This window comes from Halorubrum sp. Eb13 (assembly GCF_002252895.1).
Classification (GTDB): Archaea; Halobacteriota; Halobacteria; order Halobacteriales; family Haloferacaceae; genus Halorubrum.
Map to the genome: position 1 here is coordinate 1,428 of NZ_NHPE01000077.1, position 25,004 is coordinate 26,431.

Consider the following 25,004-nt stretch of genomic DNA (forward strand, 5'->3'; position numbering starts at 1 on the left):
GCCGACCTCGACGTGCTCGCCGAGACCGAACATATCGTAGATCTCCTTCGTCTCGGGCGTCGCGACGTGGGGCTCCTCGGTGCGCGGGTTGGTGAAGGTGAACTCCTCGTCGTTGTACAGCGCCTCCATGAAGTCGTCGGTGACGCCGACGCTGATGTTGAAGTTCGACAGGTGGCCCTCGACCGCGTTCCGGAGGTGCTCGGGCACCTTTCCGTCCTCGTCGATCAGCTCGCGGGCCTCCTCCAAGGCGTCCGCGAAGGAGTTGTGCGTGAAGTCGTCGGGGTCGTTCAGCCGCAGCGAGTGAGCCAGGGAGACGTCCTTGTTCTTCGCGTGGATGAACTGGATGACGTCCGGGTGCGAGACGCGCATGACGCCCATCTGAGCGCCGCGGCGCGCGCCGCCCTGCGCGATCGTCTCGCACATCTGGTCGAACGTCCGCATGAACGTGATCGGGCCGGAGGCGATGCCGCCGGTCGAGCCGACGGAGTCGCCGTAGGGGCGGAGCTTCCAGAACGCGTACCCCATGCCGCCGCCGGACTGGAACACCTCGGCCGCCTCCTTGGCGGTCTGGTGGATGTCGGTGATGTCGTCGTCGGGGGAGTCGACGAAGCAGGCCGAGAGCTGCTGGAGCTCGTCGCCCGCGTTCATCAGGGTCGGCGAGTTCGGCATAAAGGAGAGCCGCTCCATCCCGTCGCGGAACCGGTCCGCGGTCGCCTCCACGTGGTCGCGCACGCTCTCGGGGAGCTCGGGAACGACGGTTTCGTACGCGAACTTGTTGACGTTGTGCGCGGTCAGCGTCGTCTCCGCCTCGTCCTCGGCGGTGGTGCCGGCGCCGAACACCTCCTCCGCCAGTTCGTTCCGGCGGGGGTGGTCGGGCTTCAGCTGGTCGGGCGTGACGGTGACCTCGACGCCCTGCTTCTCGGCCTCGAAAACGGCCTCCGCGAGCGCGACGTTGCGCGCGACGCGGTCGAACAGCTCCTCGGGGTTCTCGATCGTCTCGCCGTCCGCGTTCTTCCGGAGGTAGCGCGCGGGCAGGATGTTGTGATAGGCGTTGGCGGTGAGACGCTCCTCCATCGTCTCGCCCGTTGTTCGTTTGATCGGCAGTTCGAGTTCGTCGGCGGCGACGCCGTCGTTGCTCATTCGACGGCCACCCCGCTCGGTTGACGTGCGTTCTGGCTCATATATCGTGTCTACGTACTGTCGCAGCAGGCCCTTTTGTGTTCCGCTCCCGGCCCGGATAGGTGACTACCTGTTCGATTCGGTATGTAATTCCCGGTCCGCGTGTCTGACGCCGGATTCGATTACGTTACATCTGAACGTGTTCCGGACACATAAGCGTAGCCAGACCAGAGTGAAACTGATACTCAAGGCGCGAAATCGACCGAAGTAACGGTCTCCGCATCGGAACAAAAGGGGGGTTACTCGCACCGATTTTCCGGCGTTATGCTCCGTGTTACCGCGGTCCCGTCGGCCGGGAGCGTGAGACTCCGGCCTCATCGGCGCAGTATTTGCCGGCTCACCTATCAGATTTCAATAACCGACGGACCGCGGCTCCTCCCCACAAGCTTATGCCCGACGTGCTCGTGGGGCCGGACATGACCGCTTCGCTCGCCGCGTTGGCATCGTCGCTCCCGCTTCAGGCCGGACTCCTCGCCAGCCAAGCGGGACAGCTGCTCGTCGCGCTCGTCGCCGTCGCGATCGTTATCGTCGTCGGTAAGTTCGTGCTGAAGCTCGCGTGGCGCCTAGTCACGATCGGCATCGTCCTCGTCGCCGTGTTCTTCCTGCTGTCGACGGCGGGGATTATTTAAAGAAAAACTGCTCCCGACCGAGCCGACCGACGCTCCGACTACTGGAACGCGGTGCCGGGCTCGGCGTCGGTGCGGTCGACGTCCGACCGCTGGAACTGCTTTTCGATCTCCTCGTAGCGCTCCCGCGTCTCGGGGGTGACGCTCGGGTTCACCTCGCCGAGGGCGTCCTCGAAGTGCGCCATCGTCACGCGGACGTTGCCGACGGACTCCCCGACTTCCTCGCGCGTGACGCTGCCGATGAACTCCCGAGAGGCGTTCATCGAGGCCTCGCGGGCGACCGCTTCGAGGTCGGCGCCGACGTACCCCTCGGTCTTCCGTGCCAGCGCGTCGAGGTCGACGTCGTCGGCCAGCGGCTTGTTCCGGGTGTGGACCTCCAGGATCTTCCGGCGGGCCTCCTCGTCCGGCACGGGCACGTGCACGTGGCGGTCCAGGCGGCCGGGCCGGAGCAGCGCCGAGTCGATGAGGTCCGGGCGGTTCGTCGTCGCGATGACGACCACGTCCTCCAGCGACTCGAGCCCGTCGAGCTCCGTCAGCAGCTGCGAGACGACGCGTTCGCCGACGCCGGAGTCGCCGGAGTTCTTGCCGCGCTCGGTCGCGATCGAGTCGATCTCGTCGAAGAACACGATGGTCGGCGCGTTCTCGCGGGCCTTGCTGAACACCTCGCGGACGCCCTTCTCGGACTCGCCCACGTACTTGTTCAGCAGTTCGGGCCCCTTGATCGAGATGAAGTTCGACTCCGCCTCGTTGGCGACGGCCTTCGCGAGCAGGGTCTTCCCCGTGCCCGGCGGGCCGTACATCAGGACGCCCTTGGCGGCCTGCATGTCGAGCTCCTCGAACACCTCGGGGTACTCCAGCGGCCACTGGATCGTCTCGCGGAGCCGCTCTTTGGTCCCCTCCAGACCGCCGACCTGGTCCCAGGAGACATCCGGGACCTCGACGAACACCTCGCGGAGCGCGGAGGGCTCGATGCCCTTCATCGCCTCCTTGAAGTCGCTCTCGGTGACCTGGATGGAGTTCAGCACGTCGGCGTCGATCTCGTCGCTCTCTAAGTCGAGCTCGGGCCGGATCCGGCGCAGCGCGTGCATCGCGGACTCCTTCGCGAGCGACTCGAGGTCGGCCCCGACGAAGCCGTGGGTGTTCTCCGCGTACTCGTCGAGGTCGATTCCCTCGACCAGCGGCATGTTCCGCGTGTGGACCTGCAGGATCTCCTTGCGGCCGTCGCGGTCGGGGACGCCGACCTCGATCTCGCGGTCGAAGCGACCGCCGCGGCGGAGCGCGGGGTCGATGGCGTCGACGCGGTTCGTCGCGCCGATGACGACGACCTCGCCGCGCTCTTCGAGCCCGTCCATCAGCGAGAGCAGCTGGGCCACGACGCGCCGTTCGACATCGCCGCCGGCCTCCTCGCGCTTGGGCGCGATCGAGTCGAGCTCGTCCATGAAGATGATCGAGGGCGCCTCCTCCGAGGCCTCCTCGAAGATCTCACGGAGCTGCTCCTCGCTCTCGCCGTAGTACTTCGACATGATCTCCGGGCCGGAGATGTTGTGGAAGCTGGCGTCGATCTCGTTGGCGACGGCCTTCGCGATCAGCGTCTTCCCCGTGCCCGGCGGGCCGTGCAGGAGCACGCCCTTCGGCGGGTCGATGCCGAGCCGCTTGAACAGCTCCGGGTGCCGCATCGGCAGCTCGATCATCTCGCGGACCTGTTCGAGCTCGCCGTCGAGCCCGCCGATGTCCTCGTAGGTGACGTCCGGGCCCTCGCTGGCCCCGTCGCCGCTCCCGCCGCGCTCGGCGAGCTCCTCGGCGGGGACCTCCGAGATCTCGATCTCGGTGTCGTCGGTGATGACGACGGTCCCCGACGGCGTCGTCGAGGCGACCTTCATCGGCACCGCCTGCGACTGGCCGCCCATCAGGCCGAAGCCCATCGACGTGCGGATCGTCTGCCCTTCGGTCACCGGCTGTCCGGAGAGCTTGTCGCGGATGAACGGGGCTATCTGCCCGCGCACGCGGAGTTGGCTCGGGAAGGCGATCGTGACCGACTCCGCCCGGGAGACGTCGACCGACTCGACCGTCACGCGGTCGTCGATGCCGACGTTGGCCTCCTGACGGAGCCGTCCGTCGATACGCACGACGCCGCTTCCGTCGTCCTCGGGGTAGCCGGGCCAGACGCGGGCGATCGCGGCCCCGTCCGGGCCCTCGACGCGGACGATGTCGCCGCCGGAGAGCCCCAGCTCTTCGGCCGCGACGCGGTCGATCGCCGCGAGGCGGCGGCCGGCGTCCTTCTGTTTGAGCGGTCTGACAGTGAGTTTCATCGCTCGCCCTCCACGGTGTCGTCCTCGACCGTTTCGCCCTCGACCGTGATCACGCCGTTCGTGACCGCGGTCGACGCGGCCGGTCCCGGCAGTTCGAACTCCGACTCGACCGGTTCGCCGTCGCCCTCGACGACGACGATCGCCGTCTCGCCGACCGTGTCGACGCTCACGTTCGCGGCGTCGGCGCCCAGATCGGCGGCGACGATCCACCCGTCCTCGTACTCGAACCGGCGGAGCAGCGGACCGTCGCCGGTCGATCGGGTCTGTTGGTGATTCATGCTAACTACAAGTTAGGCGCGAGACTATATAAACCCGTCGCTAAAAATCGCATGACGTGAGATCTCACGAACGTATCGGTAGTGTTGCGGTTCGGGGTCGTTTCGGGGGGCGTCGACGGTCGTTCTCTCCTCGGATCCTCTCGCTCGCCGGCGCCGTCCGCCGGGCGTCTTATGACCGAGCGCGCGGGAGACGGGGGCATGCAGCGAGTCACCCACGACGGGCGCGACACCGCGTATCGCGTCTCCGACCGCGGCGGCGACGGGCCGACGGTCTGCTTCGTCCACGGGAGCGGCGGGAGCAAAGACGTCTGGAAGGCGCAGGCGCGCCTGAGCGACCGGTTCCCGACCGTCGCGCTCGACCTCTCGGGGCACGGCGACAGCGACGACGTCGACGAACCGGCCGGGGCCGAGACGCTCGACGCCTACGCGGACGACGTCGTCGCAGTCGCGGAGGCGACCGGGGCGACCGTCCTCTGCGGCAACTCCCTCGGCGGCGCCGTGGCTCTGTGGATCGCGCTGGAGCGCGACCTCCCGCTCGACGGGCTCGTCCTCGCGGGCACGGGCGCGAAGCTCGCGGTCGCCGAGCCGCTGTTGGACGCGCTCGAGACGGAGTTCGACCGGGCGATCGACCTGCTCCACGAGCCCGACCGCCTCTTCCACGACGCGCCGGCCGAGTACGTCGAGCTCTCCCGCGCCGGCATGCGGGAGTGCGGTCGGGCGGTCACCGAGCGCGACTTCCGGACCTGCCACGCGTTCGACGTCCGCGACCGTCTCGACGAGATCGCGTCGCCGTCGCTCGCGGTCGTCGGCGAACACGACGCGCTCACGCCGCCGGCGTACCACGACTACCTCGCGGACCGGATCGACGACTGCGAGCGCGCGGCGATCGAGGGGGCCGCACACCTCGCGATGCTGGAACGCCCCGCCGCGTTCAACGCGGCGCTCTCGTCGTTCCTCGGGCGTCGCTCGGCGGACGAGTCAAGCGACGGCGGGACTCGCTGAGGTGCGGCTCCCGCGAGCAGCGGCGGTCAGGGTGGGAACCGACGGGGCGAGGGGTTCACGTCGAAAGGGGGGACGCCCCGTTTCGAAACGAGTGGATCGGACAGTCGTCGCCGCGCGGTACCGTCGACGGTCGATGGCTGCGTGGTCCGGTCCTCGATGTCGTCGGCACTCACCTCGTGCCACGTGTTACCATTCCAGTATTAATAAACGATTCGCCGTCTCCACCGCCGCGCGCCCGTCGGTACGCTTTTGCGACGCCGGCGTCGACCGATCGGCAATGGACGGCGACGACTCGGGACGACGGTCCGTCGGATCGAGCTCGCCTCCCGACCCGGAGCGATCGGCGGGGCCGACGGGTGACGCGGACGAGCGCCGCCTCTCGAACGGCCCGCGCGGTCCCGAGAACCCCGACATCAACGACCTGCTCGCGAAGCTCGACGCGTTGAGCGACACCGTCGACGAGGGCCACGAGCGGGAGAAAGTCCGTCAGACCATCTCGCTCGTCGAGCGGATGCCCGGAAGCTCGGCGTTTCGGACCCGGATCACGAAGTACACCTCGCGGGACTTGGCCGAGGCGTTCGTGGGCTCGGTCCTCTTCGCGCTCCCCCTGCTCGTCGAGGGCGGCGTCTTCGAGATCGCGGCGTGGTTCGCCGCGGCCACGCCGGGCGGCGTTCCCGTCTTCCTGCTCGTCCACGTGGGGTTCGTGCTGGTCATGACCGCCGGGCTGCTGTACTTCGCCGACTTCCGGCAGATCGAGATCAGCCACCCGATCCTCGGGATCGTCCCGCGGCGCTACGCCGGGATCCTGCTCGTCTCGCTGTTCACCTCGGTCCTCATGATGGTCCTTTGGGGCCGGCTCCACGAGGGCGACCCGGGCGCCCTCGAACGGGTCTCCCGCGTGGCGTTCGTCTGGGCCGGGGCCGCGTTCGGCGCGAGCCTCGGCGACATCCTGCCGGGTGAATCGCAGGGGACGGATATCGAGCACCTCGACCTGACCGGCCTCGATCTGGAGTTCAGCCGCGACGACTGAGCCGCCGACCCCTCCGTCTCGGTCCCCGTTTCCACACCTTTTTCGCCGCGGCGACCGTACCCGTATACATGTCAGCGTTACGTGAAGCGCTCCGGGACCTCCCGGACGCGGTGTTTGCGGACCTGCTCGAATCAGACGACGGGTACGTCCTCGTCGTCGACCTCCCCGGCGCGACCTCCGAGACGACCGAAGTCCTCTCCGAGGACGGTCGGATCGTCATCGAGGGGCGCCGCGAGAAGGGGGTCCCCGAGGGGTTCCGCTACGTCCGCGAGGACCGTCCTCTGTTCCTCGACGCGGAGCTCCCGCTCCCGGGGGACGCCGACGGGACCGGCGCGGACGCCGAGATGGACCGCGGGGTGCTCGAGGTCACGATCCCGAAGCGGACCGGAGACACCTCCCGTACCATCCCGGTCGACGACGCCGACGGGGACGCCGACTCCGACGACGAGGCCGACGCCTGACGGGTGGTCACGCTGGTCAACCTTCGCGCCTACTGGCGGTTCTTCGTGGTCGTCCGGCGGTTCTCGCCGCTGATCGTCGCCTACTGGCGGGACCGGAAGCGGTTCCTCCTGTTCGGCGGGAGCCGCGACGTCGACGCGGAGACCCAGCGCGAGCGCGCCGCCGTCCTCCTCGACATCCTGCTCACCCTCGGTCCGACGTTCATCAAGCTCGGCCAGATCCTCTCGACCCGGCCCGACATCCTCCCGCCGGCGTACATCGAGGTGCTGGAAGGGCTCCAAGACGACGTGCCGCCGGCCCCGTGGGAGGAGTCGAGGGTCGTCCTCGAAGAGGAGTTCGGCCCCGTCGACGAGACGTTCGACGACTTCGACCGCGACCCGATAAGCGGCGCGAGCCTCGGACAGGTGTACACCGCCCGCTACGAGGGCAACGACGTCGCCGTGAAGGTCCGCCGGCCGGGGATCGAGTCGCTGGTCGAGGCCGACCTCCGGACGATCCGCTGGTCGATCCCGCTCGTCAAGCGGTTCACCGGTAGCGGGCGGGCGTTCTCGCTGGAGAACCTCGCCGACGAGTTCGCGAAGACGATCCGCGAGGAGATGGATTACAAGCGCGAACGCGAGATGCTCGAGGAGATCCGCGCCAACTTCGACGACAACGACCGGATCCGGATCCCCACCGCCTACGAGGAGGTCTCCGGGCCGCGAGTGCTCACGATGGAGTACGTCCCGGGGGTGAAGATCAACCGGCTCGACGAGCTCGACGCCGCGGGATTCGACCGCAACGCCATCGCCGAGACGCTCCAGGAGGTGTACCTCCAGATGATCATCGACGACGGCGTGTTCCACGCGGACCCCCATCCCGGGAACCTCGCCGTCGACGACGACGGCACCGTGATATTCTACGACTTCGGAATGGCCGGGCGCGTGGACCCGTTCATCCAGGAGAAGATCGTCGAGTTCTACGTCGCGGTCGCCCGGCAGGACATCGACGGCATCCTCGACACGCTCATCGCGATGGGCACCCTCTCGCCGGAGGCCGACCGCGAGGTGATGGGGAACGTGATGGAACTGGCCATCGCCGACGCCAGCGGCGAGGACATCGAGCAGTACCAGGTGAACCAGATCATCGAACAGGTGGAGTCGACCATTTACGAGTTCCCCCTCCGGCTCCCGCCGGACCTCGCGCTCGTGTTGCGCGTCGCGACCGTCGTCGAGGGGGTCTGCGTCACGCTCGACCCCGAGTTCGACTTCATCTCCACGGCGACGGAGTACCTCAGGGACGAGGGGTACTACGAGCAGACCGCCCGCGACCTCGCCGAGGGCGCCGGGCGACAGGTCCAGCGCACCACCGAGGCGCTGTTCACCGTCCCGCCGAAGGCCGACGACTTCCTCGAACGGGCGAACCGGGGCGACCTCCACGTCGACGTCACGATCGACGACGACTCGAACGTCCTCGACAAGCTCGCGATGCGGATCGCCTACTCGGTGCTGCTCGCGGTCGGCGTCCTCTCCGCGACGATCCTCTACTCGTTCGCCGACGCGTGGCGGCTCGCCGGCGTCGTCCTCCTGCTCGCCGTCCCGCTGGCGATCGCGCTCTACCGCTCGTTCCGGAAGAAGCGCGGCCTCCGGGCCACGCCGCAGTTCACCAGGCAGGGGATGAAGCAGCGCCGCGACGACTGAGCCGGGGACCGTCGCGCCCTCCCGTCGACGCGCCGAGCCCGTCCGCCGGTCAGCCGGAGACGACCTGAATCGGGACGAGCAGGAAGCAGAGCGCCCCGAGCGCGAACGTCGCGAGACCGACGGCGAGCCGCGGCCAGCCGATCCGCTCGTCCTCGGCCGGGTTCGCCGGGCCGTTGAACGCGATGACGAGCGCGAACAGGCCCCAGAACCCCCACAGGCCGACCGACTCGTCGATCCCGAGGCCGCGCCAGAAGTAGAGGTACGCGGCGATCGAGAAGAGGGCGCCGGGGACGAGCGCCGCGATCGTCTCCTGCCGCGGGCCGACCATCGCGCGGACCATGTGGCCCCCGTCGAGCTGACCGACGGGCAGGAGGTTCAGGAGGGTGAAGAACATCCCGACCCAACCGCCGATCACCACCGGGTGCGCCGTGAGCGCCGGGTCCTCGTACCCCGTCGGCTGGCCGATGAGGTCGGCGATGATCTCCAGCAGCGGCGGGTTGTTGAAGCGGATCATCGTTCCGGAGGCGTTCGCGAGCTCCGCCGGGACGCGGATCGGGTCGAGCGAGAGACCGATGACGGTGACGACGACGGTGGCGACGAGTCCCGCGATCGGTCCGGCCGCGCCGATGTCGAACAGCACCTTCCGGGAGGGCATCCGCCCGCGCATCCGGATCACCGCTCCGAGCGTCCCGAAGGGGAAGAAGAAGGGGATGACGTACGGCAGCGAGACGCTGACTCCGTGGTATCGACCGGCGGCGTAATGCCCGAGCTCGTGCGTCATCAGCACGCCGAGCACGGCCGCGGTGAACGGCCACGCTTGCAGTATCGTCAGGGGGTTCGCGGCGATCTCCTCCCAGCCGACGTAGTACCAGCCGTACGCGCCGACGAACAGGGTGGAACACACCGTCGCCGCGAACAGGACGACGTTGAGCCACGGCACCCCGTCGCGCCCGCGGTCGAAGGGCGTCGCGACGACGACGTGACCGTCGCCGTCGGCCTCGAGGTCGACCTCGTAGCCGGCGTCTCGGAACGGCGGGACCAGCTTCCGCAGCAGGGTGCGTTCCGGGACGTACGACTCCCCGACGTACCGGACGCGCCCGTCATCTCGACGGATCTCGTCCACCCTGAAGAACGTCCGCAGCGGCTCCGGACGCGGGACGTCGGCCGCGGCCGACGCCTCCCCGTCCTCGTGTTCTGGCATCGTCGGTCGTAACTGGTCGGCGAGTATAAACCCCGCGTCGCCAGCGGCGCGCCTCGAACCGCGGCGCCGCCGACCGACGCTACGCGTCGTCGGAGCGGTTCGGAAACGGTCGACCCCCGGAGAGCGGGGGCCGCGTTGGGTGAGAAAGCGGGGACGCGCGTGAGCGCGTGGTTTGCCGCCGCCGGGCGGGCTCAACGGTCCTCGTCAGGCGGGCTCGATGCGCCAGGTCGTCGCGCCAGTGTACGACCACTTCTCGACGGTGAGCTCGGTGGCGGAGTCGCGGAGCTTCACCATCAGGGCGCCGATCTCCTTCGGCGAGAGGTCGACGTCGTCGGAGATGAACTTCCCCTTGAAGTACATCTCGCCGTCCTCGGCGCGGTCGAGCAGGTACCGCTTCAGCCGCTCTTCCTTGCTGAGGTCGTCGGTTGGGTTCGCGTTCGCGGAGGGATTTGCAGTCGCGCTCATGGTACACCCTCCGATTGCTCCCGGAGGATGTTATAAAGGTGCGACCGTTGGACGGTGTTCAGCGGCTTTTGCGGCGTTTTAGACGGGGGACATCGGCTAAAACGTGTCTGACAGACCGTTCACAAAAGCCTCTGAACGGCTTAGATATTTCATAACCCGTTTTGAAGCCGTAATACGCAGTTCACTTATCGATGGTTATGCCGCGGCGATAGATCGGTAATTCTCGGCTTAACCAGCGTATATTGCTGGTAAATATCCCGCACCGACCCCGCGCTCGCGGTCCGCGCGGCCGGTCGCCGGCCAGACGCGGGGCCGATATTCGGTCAGTTGTGCGGCCGAGGAACAGTCAGATGCCCGGTCGAGGACCGGCCACTCGCGCGGGCGAGAGCCGATCAGTCACGCCGGTGAACCCAGAACTCCTCGGCCTCGGTCGTCTCCTTCTTGAAGATCGGTACCTCGTCTTTCAGCCGGTCGATCCCGTCCTCGACGGTGCGGAACGCCTCCCGACGGTGCCCCGCTAGAACGACGACGAAGACGATGTCCTCGCCCGCCTCGATAACGCCGGTCCGATGGTGCATTCGGATGTCGAACACGCCGTCGCGCTCGGTCAGTTCGGCCGCGATCGCGTCCATGCGCTCCGCGGCGACCCCCTCGTACTTCTCGAAGGCCAAGTGGGTGGTGCGGTCGTCGCCGGGCGCGTCCCGCGCCCGGACGCGGCCGGTGAACGTCGCGATCGCTCCCGACCGGTCCGCGTCGGCGGACGCCTCGACCCGCCGCACGAGCGTCTCGCGCGTGATCCACGGCTCCGCGGCGTCGGCGTCGGCGACGAGGCGGTCGAGGTCGACGCCGCCGGCCGCGTCGGCGGCGGCGATGACCGTCCCGGGCACGTCTTCCGGTTCCGCGTCCGCTCCGAGCAGGACCGTCGGCACGCGCAGTCTGGAGTCGCCGACCGCGACGAGGTACTCGTGATCGGGCGCGAGCCCGTCGAGGAACGCGTCGAGCCCGTCGACTCGCCCGCGGCCGGTCCACTCGCCGTCGCTCGCGAGCGATACCTCGGTGTCGGCGCCGGTCCGGTCCCGCGGCGACTCGACCGCGACGCCGCCGTCGGTGGCCCCGTCGCTCGCGCCGTCCCCGCCGTCGGCGCCGTCCGCATGACTCACAACGGCGGTCCGGCCGTCGAGTCGGTCGGTGAGCGCCCCGGCCAGGTCCGCCGCGCCGGGCCCCACGATCGCTATCGGGTGCATACACGAAGGCGGGGTGCGAGCGGCTTAGGCGTTTCCCGCCGATGCGCCGAGCGCCCGCGTCCGTCGACGCGGCGACCGCCTCGGAAACCGGCGGCGTCCGGCCTTGATAATCCTTAAGAGCGAGACAGGGGTATGCGACGGTAATGAGAGTCGTCGTTTCTATCGGCGGGAGCGTGCTCGCGCCCGATCTCGACCCCGATCGGGTGGCCGCGTACGCCGAGACGATCGAGCGGATTGCCGCCGACGGCTGCGAGGTGGGCATCGTCGTCGGCGGCGGCGGAGTCGCGCGAGAGTACATCGAGACGGCGCGGGACCTCGGCGCCAACGAGGTCGAACTCGACCAGCTCGGCATCGGCACCACCCGGCTCAACGCCCGCCTGCTGATCGCCGCGCTCGACGGCCGCGCGAACCTCTCGCCGGCGACGGGGTACGACGAGGCCGCCGCAGCGCTCCGTCGCGGCGAGGTGTCGGTGATGGGCGGCGTCACCCCCGGGCAGACGACCGACGCGGTCGCCGCGGCGTTCGCCGAGTCCGTCGACGCCGACCTCCTCGTGTACGCGACGAGCGCGAACGGCGTGTACGACGCCGACCCCAACGCCGACCCGGACGCGACGCAGTTCGGATCGATGTCGCCGGCGGAGCTCGTCGACGTCGTGCTCCCGATGAGTCGGGACGCCGGCGCCTCCGCCCCCGTGGACCTGCTCGCGGCCAAGCTGATAGACCGGGCGGGGATCCGCTCGATCGTCCTCGACGGGACGGACCCGGGCGCGGTCGTCGACGCCGCGCTCCGGGGCGACCACACCGGTACCGACGTGGTCCCGACCGCCAGCGACGAGCCGACCTACTGGACGGGGGGCGGCGACGCATGAGCGCCGACGACTCCCCTCACATCCTCTCCGAGCAGGCGCGGGACGCCGCCGGTGCGACGGGGACGGGCGAGGAGGCCGACGGGGCTGAGGGGGACGGCGACTTCCGCGCCTTCTGGGCCGACGTCGTCGCCGACGAGATCGAGGCGCGCGATCCCGACGACCCGATCGTGATCAAGGGCGGCGTCTCCCCGTCCGGCGTCGCGCACCTCGGCAACTTCAACGAGATCATGCGGGGGTACTTCGTCGCCGCCGTGCTCCGCGAGCGCGGCCGCGAGGTCCGGCAGGTGTTCACCTCCGACGACAAGGACCCGCTCCGCAAGCTCCCGCGGAAGCTGGCGAACGCCAACGGCGAGATCGTCGGCCTCGGCGAGGTGGACGCAGGCGCGCTCGGCCGCAACCTCGGGAAGCCGTACACCGCGATCCCGGACCCGTTCGGCGAGCGAGAGTCGTACGCGGCCCACTTCGCCGCCCTCCTGAAGGCCGACGCCGACCGGCTGGGGGTCCCCGTCGAGATGGTCTCGAACACGGAGCTGTACGCTGACGGCGACTTCGACGACGTCACCCGGACGGTCCTCTCCGATCTTGACGGCGTCCGCGAGGTCCTCTCTCAGTACCAAGACAAGGTCGACGGCGAGTACGTCCCGTTCAATCCGATCTGCGCGGAGTGCGGGAAGGTGACCGAGACCGTCGTCGACGTCGACCTCGACGCGGAGACCGTGGACTACGTCTGCACCGACATGGAAGTCGGCGACGAGGTCATCGAGGGCTGCGGCCACGAGGGGACCGCGACGTTCCGGGAGGGGAAGCTCCCGTGGCGCCTCGAGTGGCCCGGTCAGTGGGAGGTGCTCGGCGTCGACTTCGAGCCGTTCGGTAAGGACCACGCGGAGGGGTCGTGGCCTTCGGGCGTCGACGTCGCCCGGAACGTCCTCGGGGTCGAGCCGCCCGTCCCGATGGTGTACGAGTGGTTCACGCTCAACGGGGAGCCGCTCTCCTCGTCGGCGGGTAACGTCGTCACCGTTCCGGAGCTGCTCGACCTGATCGAGCCCGAGGTGCTCCGCTACTTCTTCGCGCTCCACCCGAAGAAGGCCCGCGACCTCGACGTCGAACGGCTCGACCAGCTCGTCGACCGCTTCGACCGCTTCGAGCGGGCGTACTTCGGCGAGGTGGACGACGAGGACCTGACCGCCTTCGCCGAGCGCGCCTACCCCTTCGTCGTCGGCCGCGCCGACGATCCGCCGACGGAGCGACCCGTCAGGCTCCCGTACACGTTCGCGGCCGTCCTCGGGATGGTCGACGACCCCGACTTCCGCGAGCGGCTCGCCCGCGACGAGGGCCACATCCCGGAGGACGCGTCCGAGGAGACCGTCGAGGCCGCGCTCGCCCGCGTCGAGCAGGCCCGCAACTGGGCCGAGCGTACCGGAAACGAATACGACTACCGGCTCCAGACCGACCTGCCGGACGCCGCGTTCGACGACGACGTGGCCGCCGCGCTCGACGACCTCGCCGACTTCGTCGCCGCGGGCCACGACGGCGACGCGATCCAGGCGGAGATGTACGAGACGGCGCGCGCGCACGACGTCGAGGTCGGCGACTTCTTCGCGGCCGGCTACCGGCTCTTCTTCGACGACACGCAGGGGCCCCGGCTCGGCGAGTTCCTCGGCGAACTGGAGCGCGACTACGTCGTGGCCCGGCTCCGTCGGGAGGCGTAGATGCCCGAGGACCGCTCGCTCGACGAGTTCGCGGGCGACGCGGACGGAGAGCCGTCCGACGGCGGTACCGAGCGGGAGGCCGACGCCGACGCCGCGGAGTCGATCGACGCCGACCCGGCGACGTCGACCGCGACGTGGACGACCGACGGCGGCGCCTGCGACCGATGCGGGGAGTCGGTCGCGCGGCGCTGGCTCGACGACGGCGCCCTCGTCTGTACCGCCTGTAAGGAGTGGTGACCGCGATCAGATTTAAGACGGGCCGCTCTGTCGTTACTTACGACTGAGTTCGTCTGAGGTTTATGAACACCGATATGGAATTTTTCCCCGGCCGGATCTACGACCGATCGCCGCGCGCGCTCGCCGTCGGGTTTCTCTGTGCGGGAGCGCTGCTCGTCCTCGTGGTCGACGTGGCGGTCGCCGTCGCCGCCGGAGACGCGGCCGCGTGGACGCCCGGCCGTCTCGTGAGCGGATGGGCGGTCGTCGGCGTCTCCTCGCTGTTCCTCTACGGCGCGTTGACCTACCACCGCCGCCGCGCCGAGGCGGCCCGGCGGGAGCTGGAGACCTCGAACCAACAGCTCCAGGTCTTGAGTCGAGTGTTCCGCCACAACATCCGCAACGACCTCAACGTCATCCGCGGCTACGCGGACCTGCTCGCGGACCGCGTCGAGGACGAGCGGAGCCGGGACTGTCTGGAGACGATTCGGACGACGACCGACGACGTCGTCGAGATAAGCGAGAAGCTGCGCGTCATCGAGGAGGCGTCGCCCGACCCGCCCGAGGGGCGGATCGATCTGGTCGAAACCGTCCGGGACGCGGCGGCGGCGGTCGACGGGCCCGACGTGACGATCACGATCGAATCGCCCGCCGAGGCGCGGATCCGTGCGGATCGATCGGTCGAGTATCCCGTCCGCGAGGTGTTCGAGAACGCGGTCACGCACAACGACGGCTCGACGCGTCGGGTCGACGCGCGGGTCGAGAAGGACGGAACGACCACCGCTCTCGAGGTCAAGGACAACGGCCCGGGGATCCCCGACGACGAGCAGGCGGTGTTGCGCGCGGAACAGGAGACGCCGCTCTCGCACGCGAGCAGCATCGGCCTCTGGCTCGTCAAGTGGATGTGCGAGACGCAGGGCGGGACCGTCGGGTTCGAGACGACCGACGACGGGACGACGGTTCGACTCCGCTTCGAGTCCGCGGCGGTCGCGGACCGAACGGGGACGGAGCGATCGACGGGACCGGGAAAAACCGGGGGACCGGACGGGGGCGGCGAGTCCCGGCGAGACGATCCGGTCAGTCGAGTTCGGTGATCGTCACAGCGTACACGGCCCCGCAGTTCCCGCACTCGACGTGGACGCCGCGGCTCGTCTCTCCGCGGGTGAACTCGGAGATCTCCTCCGAGCACGAGCACTCGAACTGAACTCTCATTGTTCCGTTTACGTTGTTCCAGTATTTAAAACACAGCGTCCCGAAATCGATCGTGAGAACTGGTTGCGGGACTCGGTCGTCGCCGCGGGGACCGCGACGGCGGCGCGCTCAGTCGTCGTCGACGATCACTTCGACGGGGCCGTCGTCGGCCTCTCCGTCGAGGCCGCCGTCGCCGTCGCCGCCGGCCGCGGCGGACTGGGTCTGTTGGTAGTAGAGCCCGCCGGCGACCGCGAGGACGACCCACGACCGCCAGTTAGCGAGGTTCAGCGTGTAGCCGATGCCGAACGGCTTCTCCACCAGCATCCCCTTGCCAGGTTGCCAGTACGACGACAGCAGCCGGCCGAGGCTCGGCCGCTCGAAGTTGTACGGGATTCCGAGTATCTCTCCCGAGGACGGTTTGTCTGCCATACCGGCACATCGCTCGCCGGGGATATAAATCGTGGCGGGACCGGCTCCTCGGTCACGGGCTCGCCGCCGCAGGGGGCCGGCGGACCCGGCTACCGGTACCGCCCGCGCCCCTCCACCGTCCGCAGTCGGTCGAGGACGTCCCCGTCGCCGGCTTCAGCGTAGCCGGCCTCGAACGCCTCGATCAGGGGGTTCGGCTCCGTCGCCGTCGCGCGGACGGACCCCTCGAACACGTGGAGGTCCATCGCGTGGTCCTCGACGTGGCCGGTGTGGTACGCGAGCCCGAAGTCGATGAGGGTCGCCCGCGCGTCGCGCTCCCCTCGGCGTTCGATCCGGACGTTCCGCGTCGTGGGGTCCCCGTGCACGATTCCCGCCCCGTGGAGCCGCGCGAGGTGACGGCCGACGGCGGTCGTCCACCGCTCGTCGAGGTCGGCGGCGAGGTCGCGGTCGCCGACGTGCTGGAGGGTCAGCGTCGCCGCCGGTACGTCGACATCGTACACCAGCGGGGTCGGCACGCCGGCCCGCCGCGCCTCGCTCGTCAGGCGCGCCTCGGCGACGGTCCGCTCCCGCCTGATCGCGCGGTCCAACTGGGGGTGTCGGTACCGCTTCGGTACCCGACGTTTGATCACGCGGCGCGTCTCGCCCGTCGCGGCGTCCTCGCCCGCTCCGGCCGCCGCGATCTCCACGGTCGCCTCCGCGCCCCGCCGCCCGGCGCCGCCGTCGCTCTCCCACCCCCCGTCCTCTCGCTCCCGGTCTCCCCGCCCGCGGGCGACCGACGCGTCGTCGTCGCGCCACGTCACCGGCACCTGGTCCGGCCGGAAGTTCGGGTCGATCGCGGAGTCGGCGATCGGGACCGTGTCGCCCGCCGCGGCCATCTCCGCGCCCAGCACGGCGATCATCCCCGCGTTGTCGCGGAGGAACCGCGGCTCCGGCGCGTGGAAGTCGGCGCCGCGGGACGCGCACATCGTCGACAGCATCCCGCGGAGCCGGTCGTTCTGCGCGACGCCGCCCCCGAGGACGAGCTCGTCGGCGCCGGTCAGCGAGAGCGCCCGCTCCGACACCTCCGTCAGCATCGCGAACACGTGCTCCTGCAGCGAGAAGCAGATCTCCCCGACCGGGACCCCGTCGTCGTACGCGTCGTTGGCGGCGGAGCTGATCCCCGAGAAGGAGAAGTCCATCCCCTTGACGACGTACGGGAGGTCCACCAGCTGGGCGTCCGGTTCGCGCTCGGCGGCCGCCTCCGCGGCCGCGGCCTCCACCTTCGGCCCGCCGGGGTGGTCCCAGCCGACGTGGCGCGTGAACTTGTCGATCGCGTTGCCGACGCCGGCGTCCATCGTCTCGCCGAGCACGCGATAGCGACCGTCGTGGTAGCCGAGCAGGTGCGCGTTCGCGCCGGAGGCGTTCAGACACACCGGGTTCTCGAAGCCGGACTGGTGGCGGCCGATCTCCAGGTGCGCCACCATGTGGTTGACGCCGACGAGGGGGACGTTGAGCACCCCGGCGAGCGCACGCGCGGCCGTGGCGACGGTCCGGAGACAGGGGCCGAGCCCCGGTCCCTTCGAGAAGGCGACCGCGTCGATCGCATCCGGGCCGTGCTCGGTCTCGGCCGCCGTCAGGACCGCGTCGACGACCTCTGGGATCGCCTCGGACATGTGTTCGGCGGCCTCGCGCGGATGAATCCCGCCGCTATCCGGTTCGTACGGGTTCGATTCGATGAGAACGGAGTCGGTCTCGGCGTCGTACAGCGCGGCGCTCGCACACCACGCGGTCCCCTCAATACCGAGAACGCGCATCCGGCGCGCCGTCAGGCCTCTTCGGCGTCCGCGTCGGCCTCGTCGCCGATCTTGTTGCGCTCGAGCATGTGCTCCTGTTCGACGTCGAGCGCGTCCTCGGCGGTGTCGTACACCTTCGCGTAGCCGACCGTCTTGCGCATGCCGAACTTCGTGTTCAGCTCGTGGACGACGACCTCCTCGGAGGCCTTGTCAAGCTTGGCCGCGAGCGAGTCGCGGACCGAGAGCCGGGAGGGCGTCGCCTCCTCGTGAGTCGTCTCGAATCGAATGTCCGTGCGGTGCAACATCGGGTTCTCCTCTTCGGAGATGATATCGACGTCCATGGTTCAGTTAAGCATATATCCCCTCGAAAGCTGTAAAAGGATTTCGAAGCGGGGGTGAGGGCGGAGTCGCTCCCCTCACGCCCGCGATCTGGGATCGTCACTCTCGATCACCGCGCCGACGACGCGCCCCGGGCCGACGGTCGGGGAGGCGGCCCGAGCGACCGCCGGAGACACGGTTTAGTCCGATTAGCACCAACCGTCGGTCGGATGTCCGACGACACGGAACCGTTCGTCGAGCCGACAGAGCGCACCCGATACGACCTCCTCCGGTCGAAACACGTCATCGTGCCGCTGTCCGTCCGGACCAAGCTCCGGGTGTGCGGTCTCCTCGCGCTGTTGGCGGCGCTCGTCGGGCCGGTCACGGCGGCGCTCCCGGTGGCGGTCAGGGAGACGTACTTCGCGGGGAACCCGACGATGACCCGCCTCGGGGCCGTCGCGGCCGTGCTCGTCGGCGTCGTCGGTCTGGCGGCCGCGAGCGTCGGACTCACCGTCGTCGCCCTGTACGTCGACCGCCATCCCGACCCGAGCGAGGACCGGACGTGGACGCTCATCGCGGTCGAGGACGCGGCATCCGGGTTCGGCTTCGTCACCGGAACGCTGGGCGTCGTCTCCGGCGGCGCGATCCTCGCGAGCGGCCTGTGGGGCACCGCCGCGGTCCGGCGGCTGACGGATCTCGGGATCGAGCCGTACCTCGTCTACGAGCCGTTCCCCGCCACGCCGCGGCTCACCGCGGCCGCCGGGCTCGTCGTCGGTCTCGGAGCGCTGGCGTCGAGTGCCTACGTCGACCCGCCGTGAGCGCGGTCGCGATCAGAACCGAACGGGGCCGTCGTCGGCCGGTTACCGGTCGCGGTCGGGCGCGATCCCCAGCGCCTCGTAGGCCGCCTCGACGTCGCCGTCGAGCCCCTCGAACAGCGCTCGCGCCTCCGCGCGGGACTCGGGCGTGACCGCGACCCGGACCATTCCCTCGCCGGGCTGACCGTAGACGACGCTCGCGCCGTCGGGCGCCGCGAGGATCGCCGGGAGCGCGGCCAGGTCCTCTTCGCCCGTCACCTCGACGATGACCGGCTCGCCCGCATCGAGCGCGTCGCGTAGCGCCGAGAGCAGCGCCGCCGACAGCGACGCGGCGGGGTTCTCGACGCGAACGCGGCGGTCCTCGGCGGCCGCGAGCGCCGACTCGATCTCCGCGCGGACCGCCTCCCGTTCGGTCTTCCCGTCGATCAGCGCGACGTCGGGGACGCGGCCCGCCTCGCGGAGGTGGTACGTGACCACGTCGCCGACGGCGACGATGGGGGCGTCGGGGGCGCCCGAGCCCGCGGCGCCCCCGTCTCCGTATTCGGCCGCCGTCTCCGCCGCCCCCGCGAGCAGCTCCTCGGCGTCAGTCGTCACCGGGCCGAGCGGCTCTTTGAACGCGTCGCGCATGGAGTCTGGAAGGGTGAGCATGAGTCGGGTGCGTGTGACTCTCGGTCTTTGCCGCTCCGGCGTCGCTACCGTACCTTCAGCGCGTACGAGCCGGCCTTCGTGACGTTCATCTCCTCGGCGATCTGACTCTCCTCGGGTTTCGTGATGATGACGTAGCCCGCCCAGTCCTCCGTCAGCGACGACGACCCGCAGTGCTCGCAGGTCTGCGAGTCGGGGTCGTTGACGTGGTGGCACTCACGGCAGGCGAGGCGGTCTTCGGCCATCAGTCGGCCTCCTCACCGGTCTGCTCGCGGTGAAGCCGCTTCCCCTCCAGCCACTCGTGTTTCCCGAGCCCCGGCTGCTTCGCGGTGAGCCCGATCTTCGAGTCGCGAGGGTTGCGCTCGTCGATGCTCTTTGTCACGACGCGGACCCGGACGGCGTCGTCCACGCCGAGGGTCTTGTCGGAGTCCGAGGAGGCGAGCTGCTGGTTCGCCCCGTCGAACGTGAGGTACTCGTCGGTGATCTGCGAGACGTGGAGCAGGCCGTCCACCGGCCCGATCCCGACGAAGGCGCCGAACTCGACGGTCTCGACGACCGTCCCGTCGGCGACCTCCTGCATGTCGGGGTCGTACGTCAGCGCGTCGAACTCGGCCTCGTAGTAGACGCCGGGGCGGTTGTGTAACACCGCCCCCTCGCCGATGTCGTGGACGTCGATGACGCTCACGACGCTGCCGACGTCCTCGTCCATTCGTCCTTCCAGTTTGTCTTGGAGCAGGGCTTTCACCCGCTCGTCGGTGACGTCCGCCAGGTGTTTCGGCGGCACCTCGACCGTATCCTTGAGTCGAACTCGTTTGTACATGTTCTTGGTTGTCCGCGTCCGCTAGGGTTCCGTTATCGCCAGTGCGTTCCGACCCCTTAAACCGATTACTGGTGCGCCCGCCTCCAGCACCCGGTTCGCCAGCGGTCGATCGTTAGTGACGACGCCGTCGACCCGGCCCTCGGTGACCAGTTCGACCAGCGCGTCGTCGGCGTACGATTCGTCCGTCGCCACCGTCTCGGCCCGCGCCGCGAGGTCCGCGCCCACGCTCGCCGCGGTCGCTTCCTCGCCGTTTCCACCCTGCAGCCTGTCGAGCTCCGACACGACCGCCGCCGGGACGACCGCCTCGTACGCGCCGAGGAGCCGGTCGAGCTCCTCGAACAGCCGCAGGTTCGCCTCGACCGGCGCCATCAGCGCGCTCGCGTCGAGCGCGACGACCGGGGCGTCGTCGGGGCCGTCGTCCGCGAGGACCGCGGTCGGAGTGTCGCCCGTGCGAGCCGAGTCCGAACCGTCCGCCCGGGCGTCGTCCGTCACGCTACGAGAGCGTCCCGACGCCGATGAGCCGCCAGCGCGCGCCGACGCGCCGGTTGATCGCGATCTGCGCGCCCTCCTCGGCGCAGACGGGCCGCTTGAGGCTCACCTCGCACTCGCCGTCGCGCGCGCTCGTCACCGCTCCGACCGTCGTCGCGGTGCCGACCGTGAGCATCAGGGGCTCACCGGTGCTGATCTCCTCGATGTCGCTCTCGCCGCTCTCGTCGTCCTCCTTGCCGACGACGCGGTCGAGGAGGTCGACCTGCATCTCGAACTCGTTGCGCGTCGGCGGGAGCGTCCCGGGCTCGCCGGCGACCTGCCCCGCGAGCGCGTCGCCCTTCGTCAGGCTCGGGTCGAGCCCGGTGCCGACGCCGAGCAGCCCGCCCGGCCGGGCCGACTCCACGTCGTTGCTGCCGGCCTGCAGCGAGCGCACGGTCGTCTCGAGCGGCCGCCACTCCGTCTGGCCCTTCTCTTCGACCTCGCGACCCGGACGGATCTCCAGCCCGTCGCCGACCGACAGCTCGCCGCTGACGAGCGAGCCGCCGACGACGCCGCCCTTGAGGTCCGCCGCGGTCGCGCCCGGCCGGTTGATGTCGAACGATCGCGCCGCGTACATCCGGGCGTTCTCGCCGGGGTCGCGGTCGGGGGTCGGGATCTCCGTCTCGATCGCGTCGATGAGCAGGTCCAGGTTGACCTCCTGTTGGGCCGAGACGGGGACGATCGGCGCGTCCTCCGCGACCGTGCCCTCGACGAACTCTTGGATCTGCCGGTAGTTGTCGACCGCGCGGTCGCGGTCGACCAAGTCGACCTTGTTCTGTGCGATGACGACGTTCTCGATCCCGATGAGGTCGAGCGCCATCAGGTGCTCCTCCGTCTGCGCCTGCGGGACGTCTTCGGTCGCGCTGACGACCAGCACGGCGCCGTCCATGATCGAGGCGCCCGAGAGCATCGTCGCCATCAGCGTCTCGTGACCCGGGGCGTCGACGAACGAGACCGTCCGGATCGGCTCGCTCTCGGAGCCGTCCTCGCACTCCTCGTCGACGGTGTAACACTCGGGCGCGTCGACGCCGGGACAGCGCCGGAACGCCGCGTCCGCGTACCCCAGCCGGATCGAGATACCGCGTTTCATTTCCTCGCTGTGCTGGTCGGTCCACGAGCCGGACAACGCCTGCACGAGCGTCGTCTTCCCGTGGTCGACGTGACCGACGAGACCGATGTTCACCTCCGGTTGTGTGTTGGCTTCAGTCACTGTTGGACCTCCTAACGGAGTAGTCTTACCGGAAATTCGCCCCGTGCGAGTGATAAAGTTGCTGTTATAGTGGCGATAGGGGCGTCGCCCGGCACGCCCGAGAGCGACGACGCGAGACGGACGCCCGAGAGCGACGGCGACGATCACTTATAAACCAGCGTGCGGTGCGGTGGCGCGTGCCTGCGAGGCCGCCTCGCGGCCGAGCAGCCCGCGCGAGGGAGCCCGCGGTCGCCATCGGCGACCGCGGCGAGGCTGGGGAGGTGTGAGGCTGCGGTGCCGTGCGGTCGGGTGGGACTCAAAGGGGCGGCCGCGAGGGCGAAGCACGACGACGCAAGCACTGCAAGGAGCGAGTGAAACGAGCGACTGAAGCGCGCAGCGAGTCGCGCGAGTCCTCGCGGCCGGGGCTTTGGAGGTGTTCACCGCTGCTCCGCAGTCACTCGGTTATAAACAAACGTCGTCATCTCCGTATTCGTCCGACGCCAATTTACGCTTCACGCGCGAACCCGGGCACATAATGGGATACGCGTGCCCCGTCTGCGAGACTCCCCAGCGCGACGGCGAACACCTCGCGCATCACCTCGCCTTCACGGCGATGCTCCACGGCGACGACCACGAGGCGTGGCTCGACGACCGCGTCCCCGACTGGAGCGAGCAGGACCCGGCCGGGCTCGCCGCCGAAGTAACTCCTCACGCCGAGGACGCCGAGTACCACGAGGTGTTCGAGGACACCGTCGACCGCGGGCGACCCGACGTCGATCTCGGGGACCACGACCACGCGGGAGGGGGCGGGGCCGGACACGGCCACAGTCACCAGGCCGGCCGCGACGCCCCTCGCGCCGGGGGCGCCGTCAACGAGTCGGGCGCGACGGACCCGGAGACCGAAGCCGCGCTGCGCGAGGCCCGCGAGCTGACGCGGAAGATGTTCGAGGACGGCGAGGGCGACGAGGAGGCCGACGCCGATCGCGACGACGCCAGCGGCGACGTCGATGATCCCGACGCCGACGACCCTGCCACCGACGACCCTGCCACCGACGACCCTGCCAACGACGACCCCGATCCGTCCGCGTAACGGAACGCCCTTTTCAGTCGGCGACCAACGCGGCGTATGCACACCAGAGGGACGTTCGCTCCCGAGACCCGCGCCGACGCGCTCGAACGCTACGAGGAGGTCGGCCCGGTCGCGCAGGTCGTCGTCCGCGAGGCGACGAAGGCGATGGAGTTCGGCGCCGACGAGTACGACGAGCGCGTCACGCCGGAGGTCGTCCGGACCGCCCGCGACGCCACCTTCGCCGAGCTGCTCGCGGTCCACGTCGGCGACGAGGCCGAGTTCGACGCGTGGCTCGCCGACAGCGAGTTCGATGCGGACGACGTGGTCCGGATCGGCTCCGACCACGTCGACAACCTCGTCTGGCACCCGATCCCCTTCGCCGACACCGTGGTCGCGGCGACGTTTCAGGAGGAGCCCGACGCGGCCGCCAGCACCCTCCGCCGGAACGCGTTCGGGCGCGTCTACCGCGAGGAGTTCTACGAGTCCGGGCGGTAACTCCCTCGGCGCTATTCTTCCCGGCGCCGCGGCTCAGTGTCGGAGCGGCGCAGTATAAAAAACGAACCGAGGCGGTGAGCGGCGCTTACGCGAGCTTCTCGATGTTCTCGGAAATCGAAGATTTCCGAGCGCTCGAAAAACTGTCTATGACCGTTTTTCGATGTTCTCGACGACGGCGTCGGCGAACTCGCTCGTCGCGAGCTTCTCGCCGCCCTCGATCTGCCGGTGGAGGTCGTAGGTGACCTTGCCGGACGAGATGGTCTCCTCGACGGCCTCACGCACGAGGTCGGCGGCGTCCGACCAGCCGAGGTAGTCGAGCATCTCGCGGCCGGAGAGGATCATCGCGGTGGGGTTCACCTTGTCCTCGCCGGCGTACTTGGGCGCGGAGCCGTGCACGGGCTCGGCGAGACAGCGACCGTGACCGCGGTTGATACCGGGCGCGATGCCGAGGCCGCCGATCTGCGCGCCGGCGGCGTCGGACATGTAGTCGCCGTTGAGGTTCATCGTCGCGATGACGGAGTACTCGTCCGTGCGGGTCAGCAGCTGCTGGAGCATGTTGTCCGCGATGCGGTCCTTGACGACGAGCGTGCCCTCGGGCCGCTCGCCGTCGTGCTCCTCCCAGAGCTGGTCCTCGGTGATGACGTCGTCGCCGTACTCCTCCTCGGCGACCTCGTAGCCCCAGTCGCGGAACGCGCCCTCGGTGAACTTCATGATGTTCCCCTTGTGGACGAGCGTGACCGAGTCGCGGTCGTTGGCGAGCGCGTAGTCGACCGCCTCGCGGATGAGGCGCTTCGAGCCGAACTCGGAGATGGGCTTGACGCCGATGCCGACGGGGCCGTCGTGGATGACGTCGGCCACGTCCATGTCCTGTTCGAGGAAGTCGCGTACCTCCTCGGACTCGTCGGTGCCGGCCTCCCACTCGATGCCGGCGTAGACGTCCTCGGTGTTCTCCCGGAAGGTGACCATGTCCATCTCCTCCGGGTTCTTGACCGGCGAGGGAACGCCGTCGATGTAGTAGGTCGGGCGGACGTTGGCGAACAGGTCGAGCGTCTTGCGGAGCGCGACGTTCAGCGAGCGGAAGCCGGCGCCGACGGGGGTCGTCAGCGGACCCTTGATCGCGACGCGGTGGGTGCGGATGGCCGAGACGGTGTCCTCGGGGAGGTTCTCGTCGTACATCTCTCGGGCGCTGGCGCCGGCGTAGACGCGCATCCACGCGATGGACCGCCCGGTCGCCTCCGCGGCCGCGTCGAGGACCTGCTGCGCCGCCGGCCCGACGTCGGTGCCGATCCCGTCGCCGTGGATGATCGGGATGATGGGATTCGACGGGACGTTCAGCTCGCCGGTCTCCTCGTCGGCGAGCGTGATCGCCTCGCCGTCGTCGGGGACGTCGACCTTATCGTAGCTCATGAACGTTCGTGCGTTGTCGGACCCGCGTAAAGTGCCTGCCGTTTTGTAGCGCGCGCCGAACCGCCC

The 25,004-nt window shown here is 69.5% G+C and carries 28 protein-coding genes; 12 read left to right on the forward strand and 16 right to left on the reverse strand.

The window, feature by feature from the left end; translation table 11 throughout:
* Positions 1-1,140 (reverse strand): ribonucleotide reductase N-terminal alpha domain-containing protein (locus tag DJ75_RS19060; protein ID WP_275542306.1); only part of this gene is annotated, 1,140 nt, incomplete at its 3' end.
* A 428-nt stretch (positions 1,141-1,568) separates the two neighbouring features.
* Here DJ75_RS19060 and DJ75_RS08595 point away from each other — a divergent pair.
* Complete coding sequence (locus tag DJ75_RS08595; RefSeq protein WP_094524087.1) at positions 1,569-1,808, forward strand: hypothetical protein; 240 nt, start codon at positions 1,569-1,571, stop codon at positions 1,806-1,808.
* 38 nt (positions 1,809-1,846) lie between these two features.
* On the opposite strand, the gene DJ75_RS08600 is transcribed toward DJ75_RS08595, so the two are convergent.
* Positions 1,847-4,114: a CDC48 family AAA ATPase gene (locus DJ75_RS08600; RefSeq protein ID WP_094524088.1), complete on the reverse strand. Its 2,268-nt coding sequence runs from the start codon at positions 4,112-4,114 to the stop codon at positions 1,847-1,849.
* Positions 4,111-4,392, reverse strand: a complete 282-nt coding sequence (locus tag DJ75_RS08605; RefSeq protein WP_094524089.1) for a hypothetical protein — start codon at positions 4,390-4,392, stop codon at positions 4,111-4,113. The genes DJ75_RS08600 and DJ75_RS08605 overlap by 4 nt, the downstream gene beginning before the upstream one ends.
* 198 nt (positions 4,393-4,590) lie before the next feature.
* Between DJ75_RS08605 and DJ75_RS08610 the strand changes: the two genes are divergently transcribed.
* From DJ75_RS08610 to DJ75_RS08625, 4 genes are all read left to right on the forward strand, one after another.
* A complete protein-coding gene (locus DJ75_RS08610) occupies positions 4,591-5,394 on the forward strand; it encodes an alpha/beta fold hydrolase (RefSeq protein ID WP_094524090.1) in 804 nt (267 codons plus the stop codon).
* A 277-nt stretch (positions 5,395-5,671) separates the two neighbouring features.
* A complete protein-coding gene (locus tag DJ75_RS08615) occupies positions 5,672-6,424 on the forward strand; it encodes a DUF2391 domain-containing protein (protein ID WP_094524091.1) in 753 nt (250 codons plus the stop codon).
* Between the two features lie 68 nt (positions 6,425-6,492).
* Positions 6,493-6,885 carry an Hsp20/alpha crystallin family protein gene (locus DJ75_RS08620; protein ID WP_094524092.1) on the forward strand — a complete coding sequence of 131 codons (393 nt, stop codon included), beginning with the start codon at positions 6,493-6,495 and terminating at the stop codon, positions 6,883-6,885.
* Between the two features lie 3 nt (positions 6,886-6,888).
* On the forward strand, positions 6,889-8,562 hold the full coding sequence (locus DJ75_RS08625; RefSeq protein WP_094524093.1) for an AarF/ABC1/UbiB kinase family protein: 1,674 nt from the start codon (positions 6,889-6,891) through the stop codon (positions 8,560-8,562).
* 49 nt (positions 8,563-8,611) lie between these two features.
* Here DJ75_RS08625 and DJ75_RS08630 read toward each other — a convergent pair whose 3' ends face one another.
* From DJ75_RS08630 to DJ75_RS08640, 3 genes are all read right to left on the reverse strand, one after another.
* Positions 8,612-9,763 carry a site-2 protease family protein gene (locus DJ75_RS08630; RefSeq protein WP_094524094.1) on the reverse strand — a complete coding sequence of 384 codons (1,152 nt, stop codon included), beginning with the start codon at positions 9,761-9,763 and terminating at the stop codon, positions 8,612-8,614.
* 204 nt (positions 9,764-9,967) lie between these two features.
* Positions 9,968-10,228: a hypothetical protein gene (locus tag DJ75_RS08635; protein ID WP_094524095.1), complete on the reverse strand. Its 261-nt coding sequence runs from the start codon at positions 10,226-10,228 to the stop codon at positions 9,968-9,970.
* Positions 10,229-10,620: 392 nt separating this feature from the next.
* Positions 10,621-11,472 (reverse strand): molybdopterin synthase, encoded by an 852-nt coding sequence (locus tag DJ75_RS08640; RefSeq protein WP_094524096.1) that lies wholly within the window; start codon positions 11,470-11,472, stop codon positions 10,621-10,623.
* A gap of 143 nt (positions 11,473-11,615) precedes the next feature.
* Here DJ75_RS08640 and pyrH point away from each other — a divergent pair, with 143 nt between their 5' ends.
* From pyrH to DJ75_RS08660, 4 genes are all read left to right on the forward strand, one after another.
* On the forward strand, positions 11,616-12,341 hold the full coding sequence (pyrH, locus tag DJ75_RS08645; RefSeq protein ID WP_094524097.1) for a UMP kinase: 726 nt from the start codon (positions 11,616-11,618) through the stop codon (positions 12,339-12,341).
* Positions 12,338-14,050, forward strand: coding sequence for a lysine--tRNA ligase (lysS, locus tag DJ75_RS08650; protein ID WP_094524098.1), 1,713 nt, complete (start codon positions 12,338-12,340; stop codon positions 14,048-14,050). Before pyrH ends, lysS begins: the two co-directional genes overlap by 4 nt.
* Complete coding sequence (locus tag DJ75_RS08655) at positions 14,051-14,287, forward strand: hypothetical protein (protein WP_094524099.1); 237 nt, start codon at positions 14,051-14,053, stop codon at positions 14,285-14,287.
* Positions 14,288-14,361: 74 nt separating this feature from the next.
* A complete protein-coding gene (locus tag DJ75_RS08660; RefSeq protein ID WP_094524100.1) occupies positions 14,362-15,357 on the forward strand; it encodes a sensor histidine kinase KdpD in 996 nt (331 codons plus the stop codon).
* Here DJ75_RS08660 and DJ75_RS19065 read toward each other — a convergent pair.
* From DJ75_RS19065 to DJ75_RS08675, 4 genes are all read right to left on the reverse strand, one after another.
* Positions 15,341-15,475 carry a hypothetical protein gene (locus DJ75_RS19065; RefSeq protein ID WP_254921679.1) on the reverse strand — a complete coding sequence of 45 codons (135 nt, stop codon included), beginning with the start codon at positions 15,473-15,475 and terminating at the stop codon, positions 15,341-15,343. The two genes, DJ75_RS08660 and DJ75_RS19065, sit on opposite strands and share 17 nt — an antisense overlap.
* Before the next feature lie 108 nt (positions 15,476-15,583).
* A complete protein-coding gene (locus DJ75_RS08665; RefSeq protein ID WP_094524101.1) occupies positions 15,584-15,883 on the reverse strand; it encodes a DUF5808 domain-containing protein in 300 nt (99 codons plus the stop codon).
* 89 nt (positions 15,884-15,972) lie between these two features.
* Positions 15,973-17,673, reverse strand: a complete 1,701-nt coding sequence (locus DJ75_RS08670) for a bifunctional N(6)-L-threonylcarbamoyladenine synthase/serine/threonine protein kinase (RefSeq protein ID WP_094524102.1) — start codon at positions 17,671-17,673, stop codon at positions 15,973-15,975.
* Positions 17,674-17,684: 11 nt separating this feature from the next.
* Positions 17,685-17,993 (reverse strand): 30S ribosomal protein S24e, encoded by a 309-nt coding sequence (locus DJ75_RS08675; protein WP_094524103.1) that lies wholly within the window; start codon positions 17,991-17,993, stop codon positions 17,685-17,687.
* A 207-nt stretch (positions 17,994-18,200) separates the two neighbouring features.
* Here DJ75_RS08675 and DJ75_RS08680 point away from each other — a divergent pair, with 207 nt between their 5' ends.
* Entirely contained in the window at positions 18,201-18,788 is a 588-nt protein-coding gene (locus DJ75_RS08680) for a hypothetical protein (RefSeq protein ID WP_094524104.1), read from the forward strand.
* Positions 18,789-18,830: 42 nt separating this feature from the next.
* On the opposite strand, the gene DJ75_RS08685 is transcribed toward DJ75_RS08680, so the two are convergent.
* The 5 genes from DJ75_RS08685 to DJ75_RS08705 are packed head-to-tail and all read right to left on the reverse strand — an operon-like array spanning position 18,831 to position 21,988.
* Positions 18,831-19,433 (reverse strand): GTP-dependent dephospho-CoA kinase family protein, encoded by a 603-nt coding sequence (locus tag DJ75_RS08685; RefSeq protein WP_094524105.1) that lies wholly within the window; start codon positions 19,431-19,433, stop codon positions 18,831-18,833.
* 44 nt (positions 19,434-19,477) lie between these two features.
* On the reverse strand, positions 19,478-19,675 hold the full coding sequence (gene spt4 / locus DJ75_RS08690; RefSeq protein WP_008001262.1) for a transcription elongation factor subunit Spt4: 198 nt from the start codon (positions 19,673-19,675) through the stop codon (positions 19,478-19,480).
* Positions 19,675-20,250, reverse strand: coding sequence for a DNA-directed RNA polymerase (locus DJ75_RS08695; RefSeq protein ID WP_094524106.1), 576 nt, complete (start codon positions 20,248-20,250; stop codon positions 19,675-19,677). The genes spt4 and DJ75_RS08695 overlap by 1 nt, the downstream gene beginning before the upstream one ends.
* 21 nt (positions 20,251-20,271) lie before the next feature.
* A complete protein-coding gene (locus DJ75_RS08700; protein ID WP_094524107.1) occupies positions 20,272-20,742 on the reverse strand; it encodes a PIN domain-containing protein in 471 nt (156 codons plus the stop codon).
* Between the two features lies 1 nt (position 20,743).
* Complete coding sequence (locus DJ75_RS08705) at positions 20,744-21,988, reverse strand: translation initiation factor IF-2 subunit gamma (protein ID WP_094524108.1); 1,245 nt, start codon at positions 21,986-21,988, stop codon at positions 20,744-20,746.
* 514 nt (positions 21,989-22,502) lie between these two features.
* Between DJ75_RS08705 and DJ75_RS08710 the strand changes: the two genes are divergently transcribed.
* Entirely contained in the window at positions 22,503-23,057 is a 555-nt protein-coding gene (locus DJ75_RS08710; RefSeq protein ID WP_094524109.1) for a DUF5810 domain-containing protein, read from the forward strand.
* A gap of 36 nt (positions 23,058-23,093) precedes the next feature.
* The gene (locus tag DJ75_RS08715) at positions 23,094-23,531 is read left to right on the forward strand and encodes a DUF5809 family protein (RefSeq protein ID WP_094524110.1); all 438 of its coding nucleotides are present in this window, start codon (positions 23,094-23,096) and stop codon (positions 23,529-23,531) included.
* Between the two features lie 144 nt (positions 23,532-23,675).
* Here the strand turns inward: DJ75_RS08715 and icd are convergent, their stop codons facing one another.
* On the reverse strand, positions 23,676-24,938 hold the full coding sequence (icd, locus tag DJ75_RS08720) for an isocitrate dehydrogenase (NADP(+)) (protein ID WP_094524111.1): 1,263 nt from the start codon (positions 24,936-24,938) through the stop codon (positions 23,676-23,678).
* Between the last annotated feature and the right edge of the window lie 66 nt (positions 24,939-25,004).

Bases quoted from the DNA above. Each gene is read 5' to 3' on its own strand.
- DJ75_RS08595 (WP_094524087.1), top strand. From the start codon at position 1,569: ATGCCCGACGTGCTCGTGGGGCCGGACATGACCGCTTCGCTCGCCGCG.
- DJ75_RS08600 (WP_094524088.1), bottom strand. From the start codon at position 4,114: ATGAAACTCACTGTCAGACCGCTCAAACAGAAGGACGCCGGCCGCCGC.
- DJ75_RS08605 (WP_094524089.1), bottom strand. From the start codon at position 4,392: ATGAATCACCAACAGACCCGATCGACCGGCGACGGTCCGCTGCTCCGC.
- DJ75_RS08610 (WP_094524090.1), top strand. From the start codon at position 4,591: ATGCAGCGAGTCACCCACGACGGGCGCGACACCGCGTATCGCGTCTCC.
- DJ75_RS08615 (WP_094524091.1), top strand. From the start codon at position 5,672: ATGGACGGCGACGACTCGGGACGACGGTCCGTCGGATCGAGCTCGCCT.
- DJ75_RS08620 (WP_094524092.1), top strand. From the start codon at position 6,493: ATGTCAGCGTTACGTGAAGCGCTCCGGGACCTCCCGGACGCGGTGTTT.
- DJ75_RS08630 (WP_094524094.1), bottom strand. From the start codon at position 9,763: ATGCCAGAACACGAGGACGGGGAGGCGTCGGCCGCGGCCGACGTCCCG.
- DJ75_RS08635 (WP_094524095.1), bottom strand. From the start codon at position 10,228: ATGAGCGCGACTGCAAATCCCTCCGCGAACGCGAACCCAACCGACGAC.
- DJ75_RS08640 (WP_094524096.1), bottom strand. From the start codon at position 11,472: ATGCACCCGATAGCGATCGTGGGGCCCGGCGCGGCGGACCTGGCCGGG.
- pyrH (WP_094524097.1), top strand. From the start codon at position 11,616: ATGAGAGTCGTCGTTTCTATCGGCGGGAGCGTGCTCGCGCCCGATCTC.
- lysS (WP_094524098.1), top strand. From the start codon at position 12,338: ATGAGCGCCGACGACTCCCCTCACATCCTCTCCGAGCAGGCGCGGGAC.
- DJ75_RS08655 (WP_094524099.1), top strand. From the start codon at position 14,051: ATGCCCGAGGACCGCTCGCTCGACGAGTTCGCGGGCGACGCGGACGGA.
- DJ75_RS08660 (WP_094524100.1), top strand. From the start codon at position 14,362: ATGGAATTTTTCCCCGGCCGGATCTACGACCGATCGCCGCGCGCGCTC.
- DJ75_RS19065 (WP_254921679.1), bottom strand. From the start codon at position 15,475: ATGAGAGTTCAGTTCGAGTGCTCGTGCTCGGAGGAGATCTCCGAGTTC.
- DJ75_RS08665 (WP_094524101.1), bottom strand. From the start codon at position 15,883: ATGGCAGACAAACCGTCCTCGGGAGAGATACTCGGAATCCCGTACAAC.
- DJ75_RS08670 (WP_094524102.1), bottom strand. From the start codon at position 17,673: ATGCGCGTTCTCGGTATTGAGGGGACCGCGTGGTGTGCGAGCGCCGCG.
- DJ75_RS08675 (WP_094524103.1), bottom strand. From the start codon at position 17,993: ATGGACGTCGATATCATCTCCGAAGAGGAGAACCCGATGTTGCACCGC.
- DJ75_RS08680 (WP_094524104.1), top strand. From the start codon at position 18,201: ATGTCCGACGACACGGAACCGTTCGTCGAGCCGACAGAGCGCACCCGA.
- DJ75_RS08685 (WP_094524105.1), bottom strand. From the start codon at position 19,433: ATGCTCACCCTTCCAGACTCCATGCGCGACGCGTTCAAAGAGCCGCTC.
- spt4 (WP_008001262.1), bottom strand. From the start codon at position 19,675: ATGGCCGAAGACCGCCTCGCCTGCCGTGAGTGCCACCACGTCAACGAC.
- DJ75_RS08695 (WP_094524106.1), bottom strand. From the start codon at position 20,250: ATGTACAAACGAGTTCGACTCAAGGATACGGTCGAGGTGCCGCCGAAA.
- DJ75_RS08710 (WP_094524109.1), top strand. From the start codon at position 22,503: ATGGGATACGCGTGCCCCGTCTGCGAGACTCCCCAGCGCGACGGCGAA.
- DJ75_RS08715 (WP_094524110.1), top strand. From the start codon at position 23,094: ATGCACACCAGAGGGACGTTCGCTCCCGAGACCCGCGCCGACGCGCTC.
- icd (WP_094524111.1), bottom strand. From the start codon at position 24,938: ATGAGCTACGATAAGGTCGACGTCCCCGACGACGGCGAGGCGATCACG.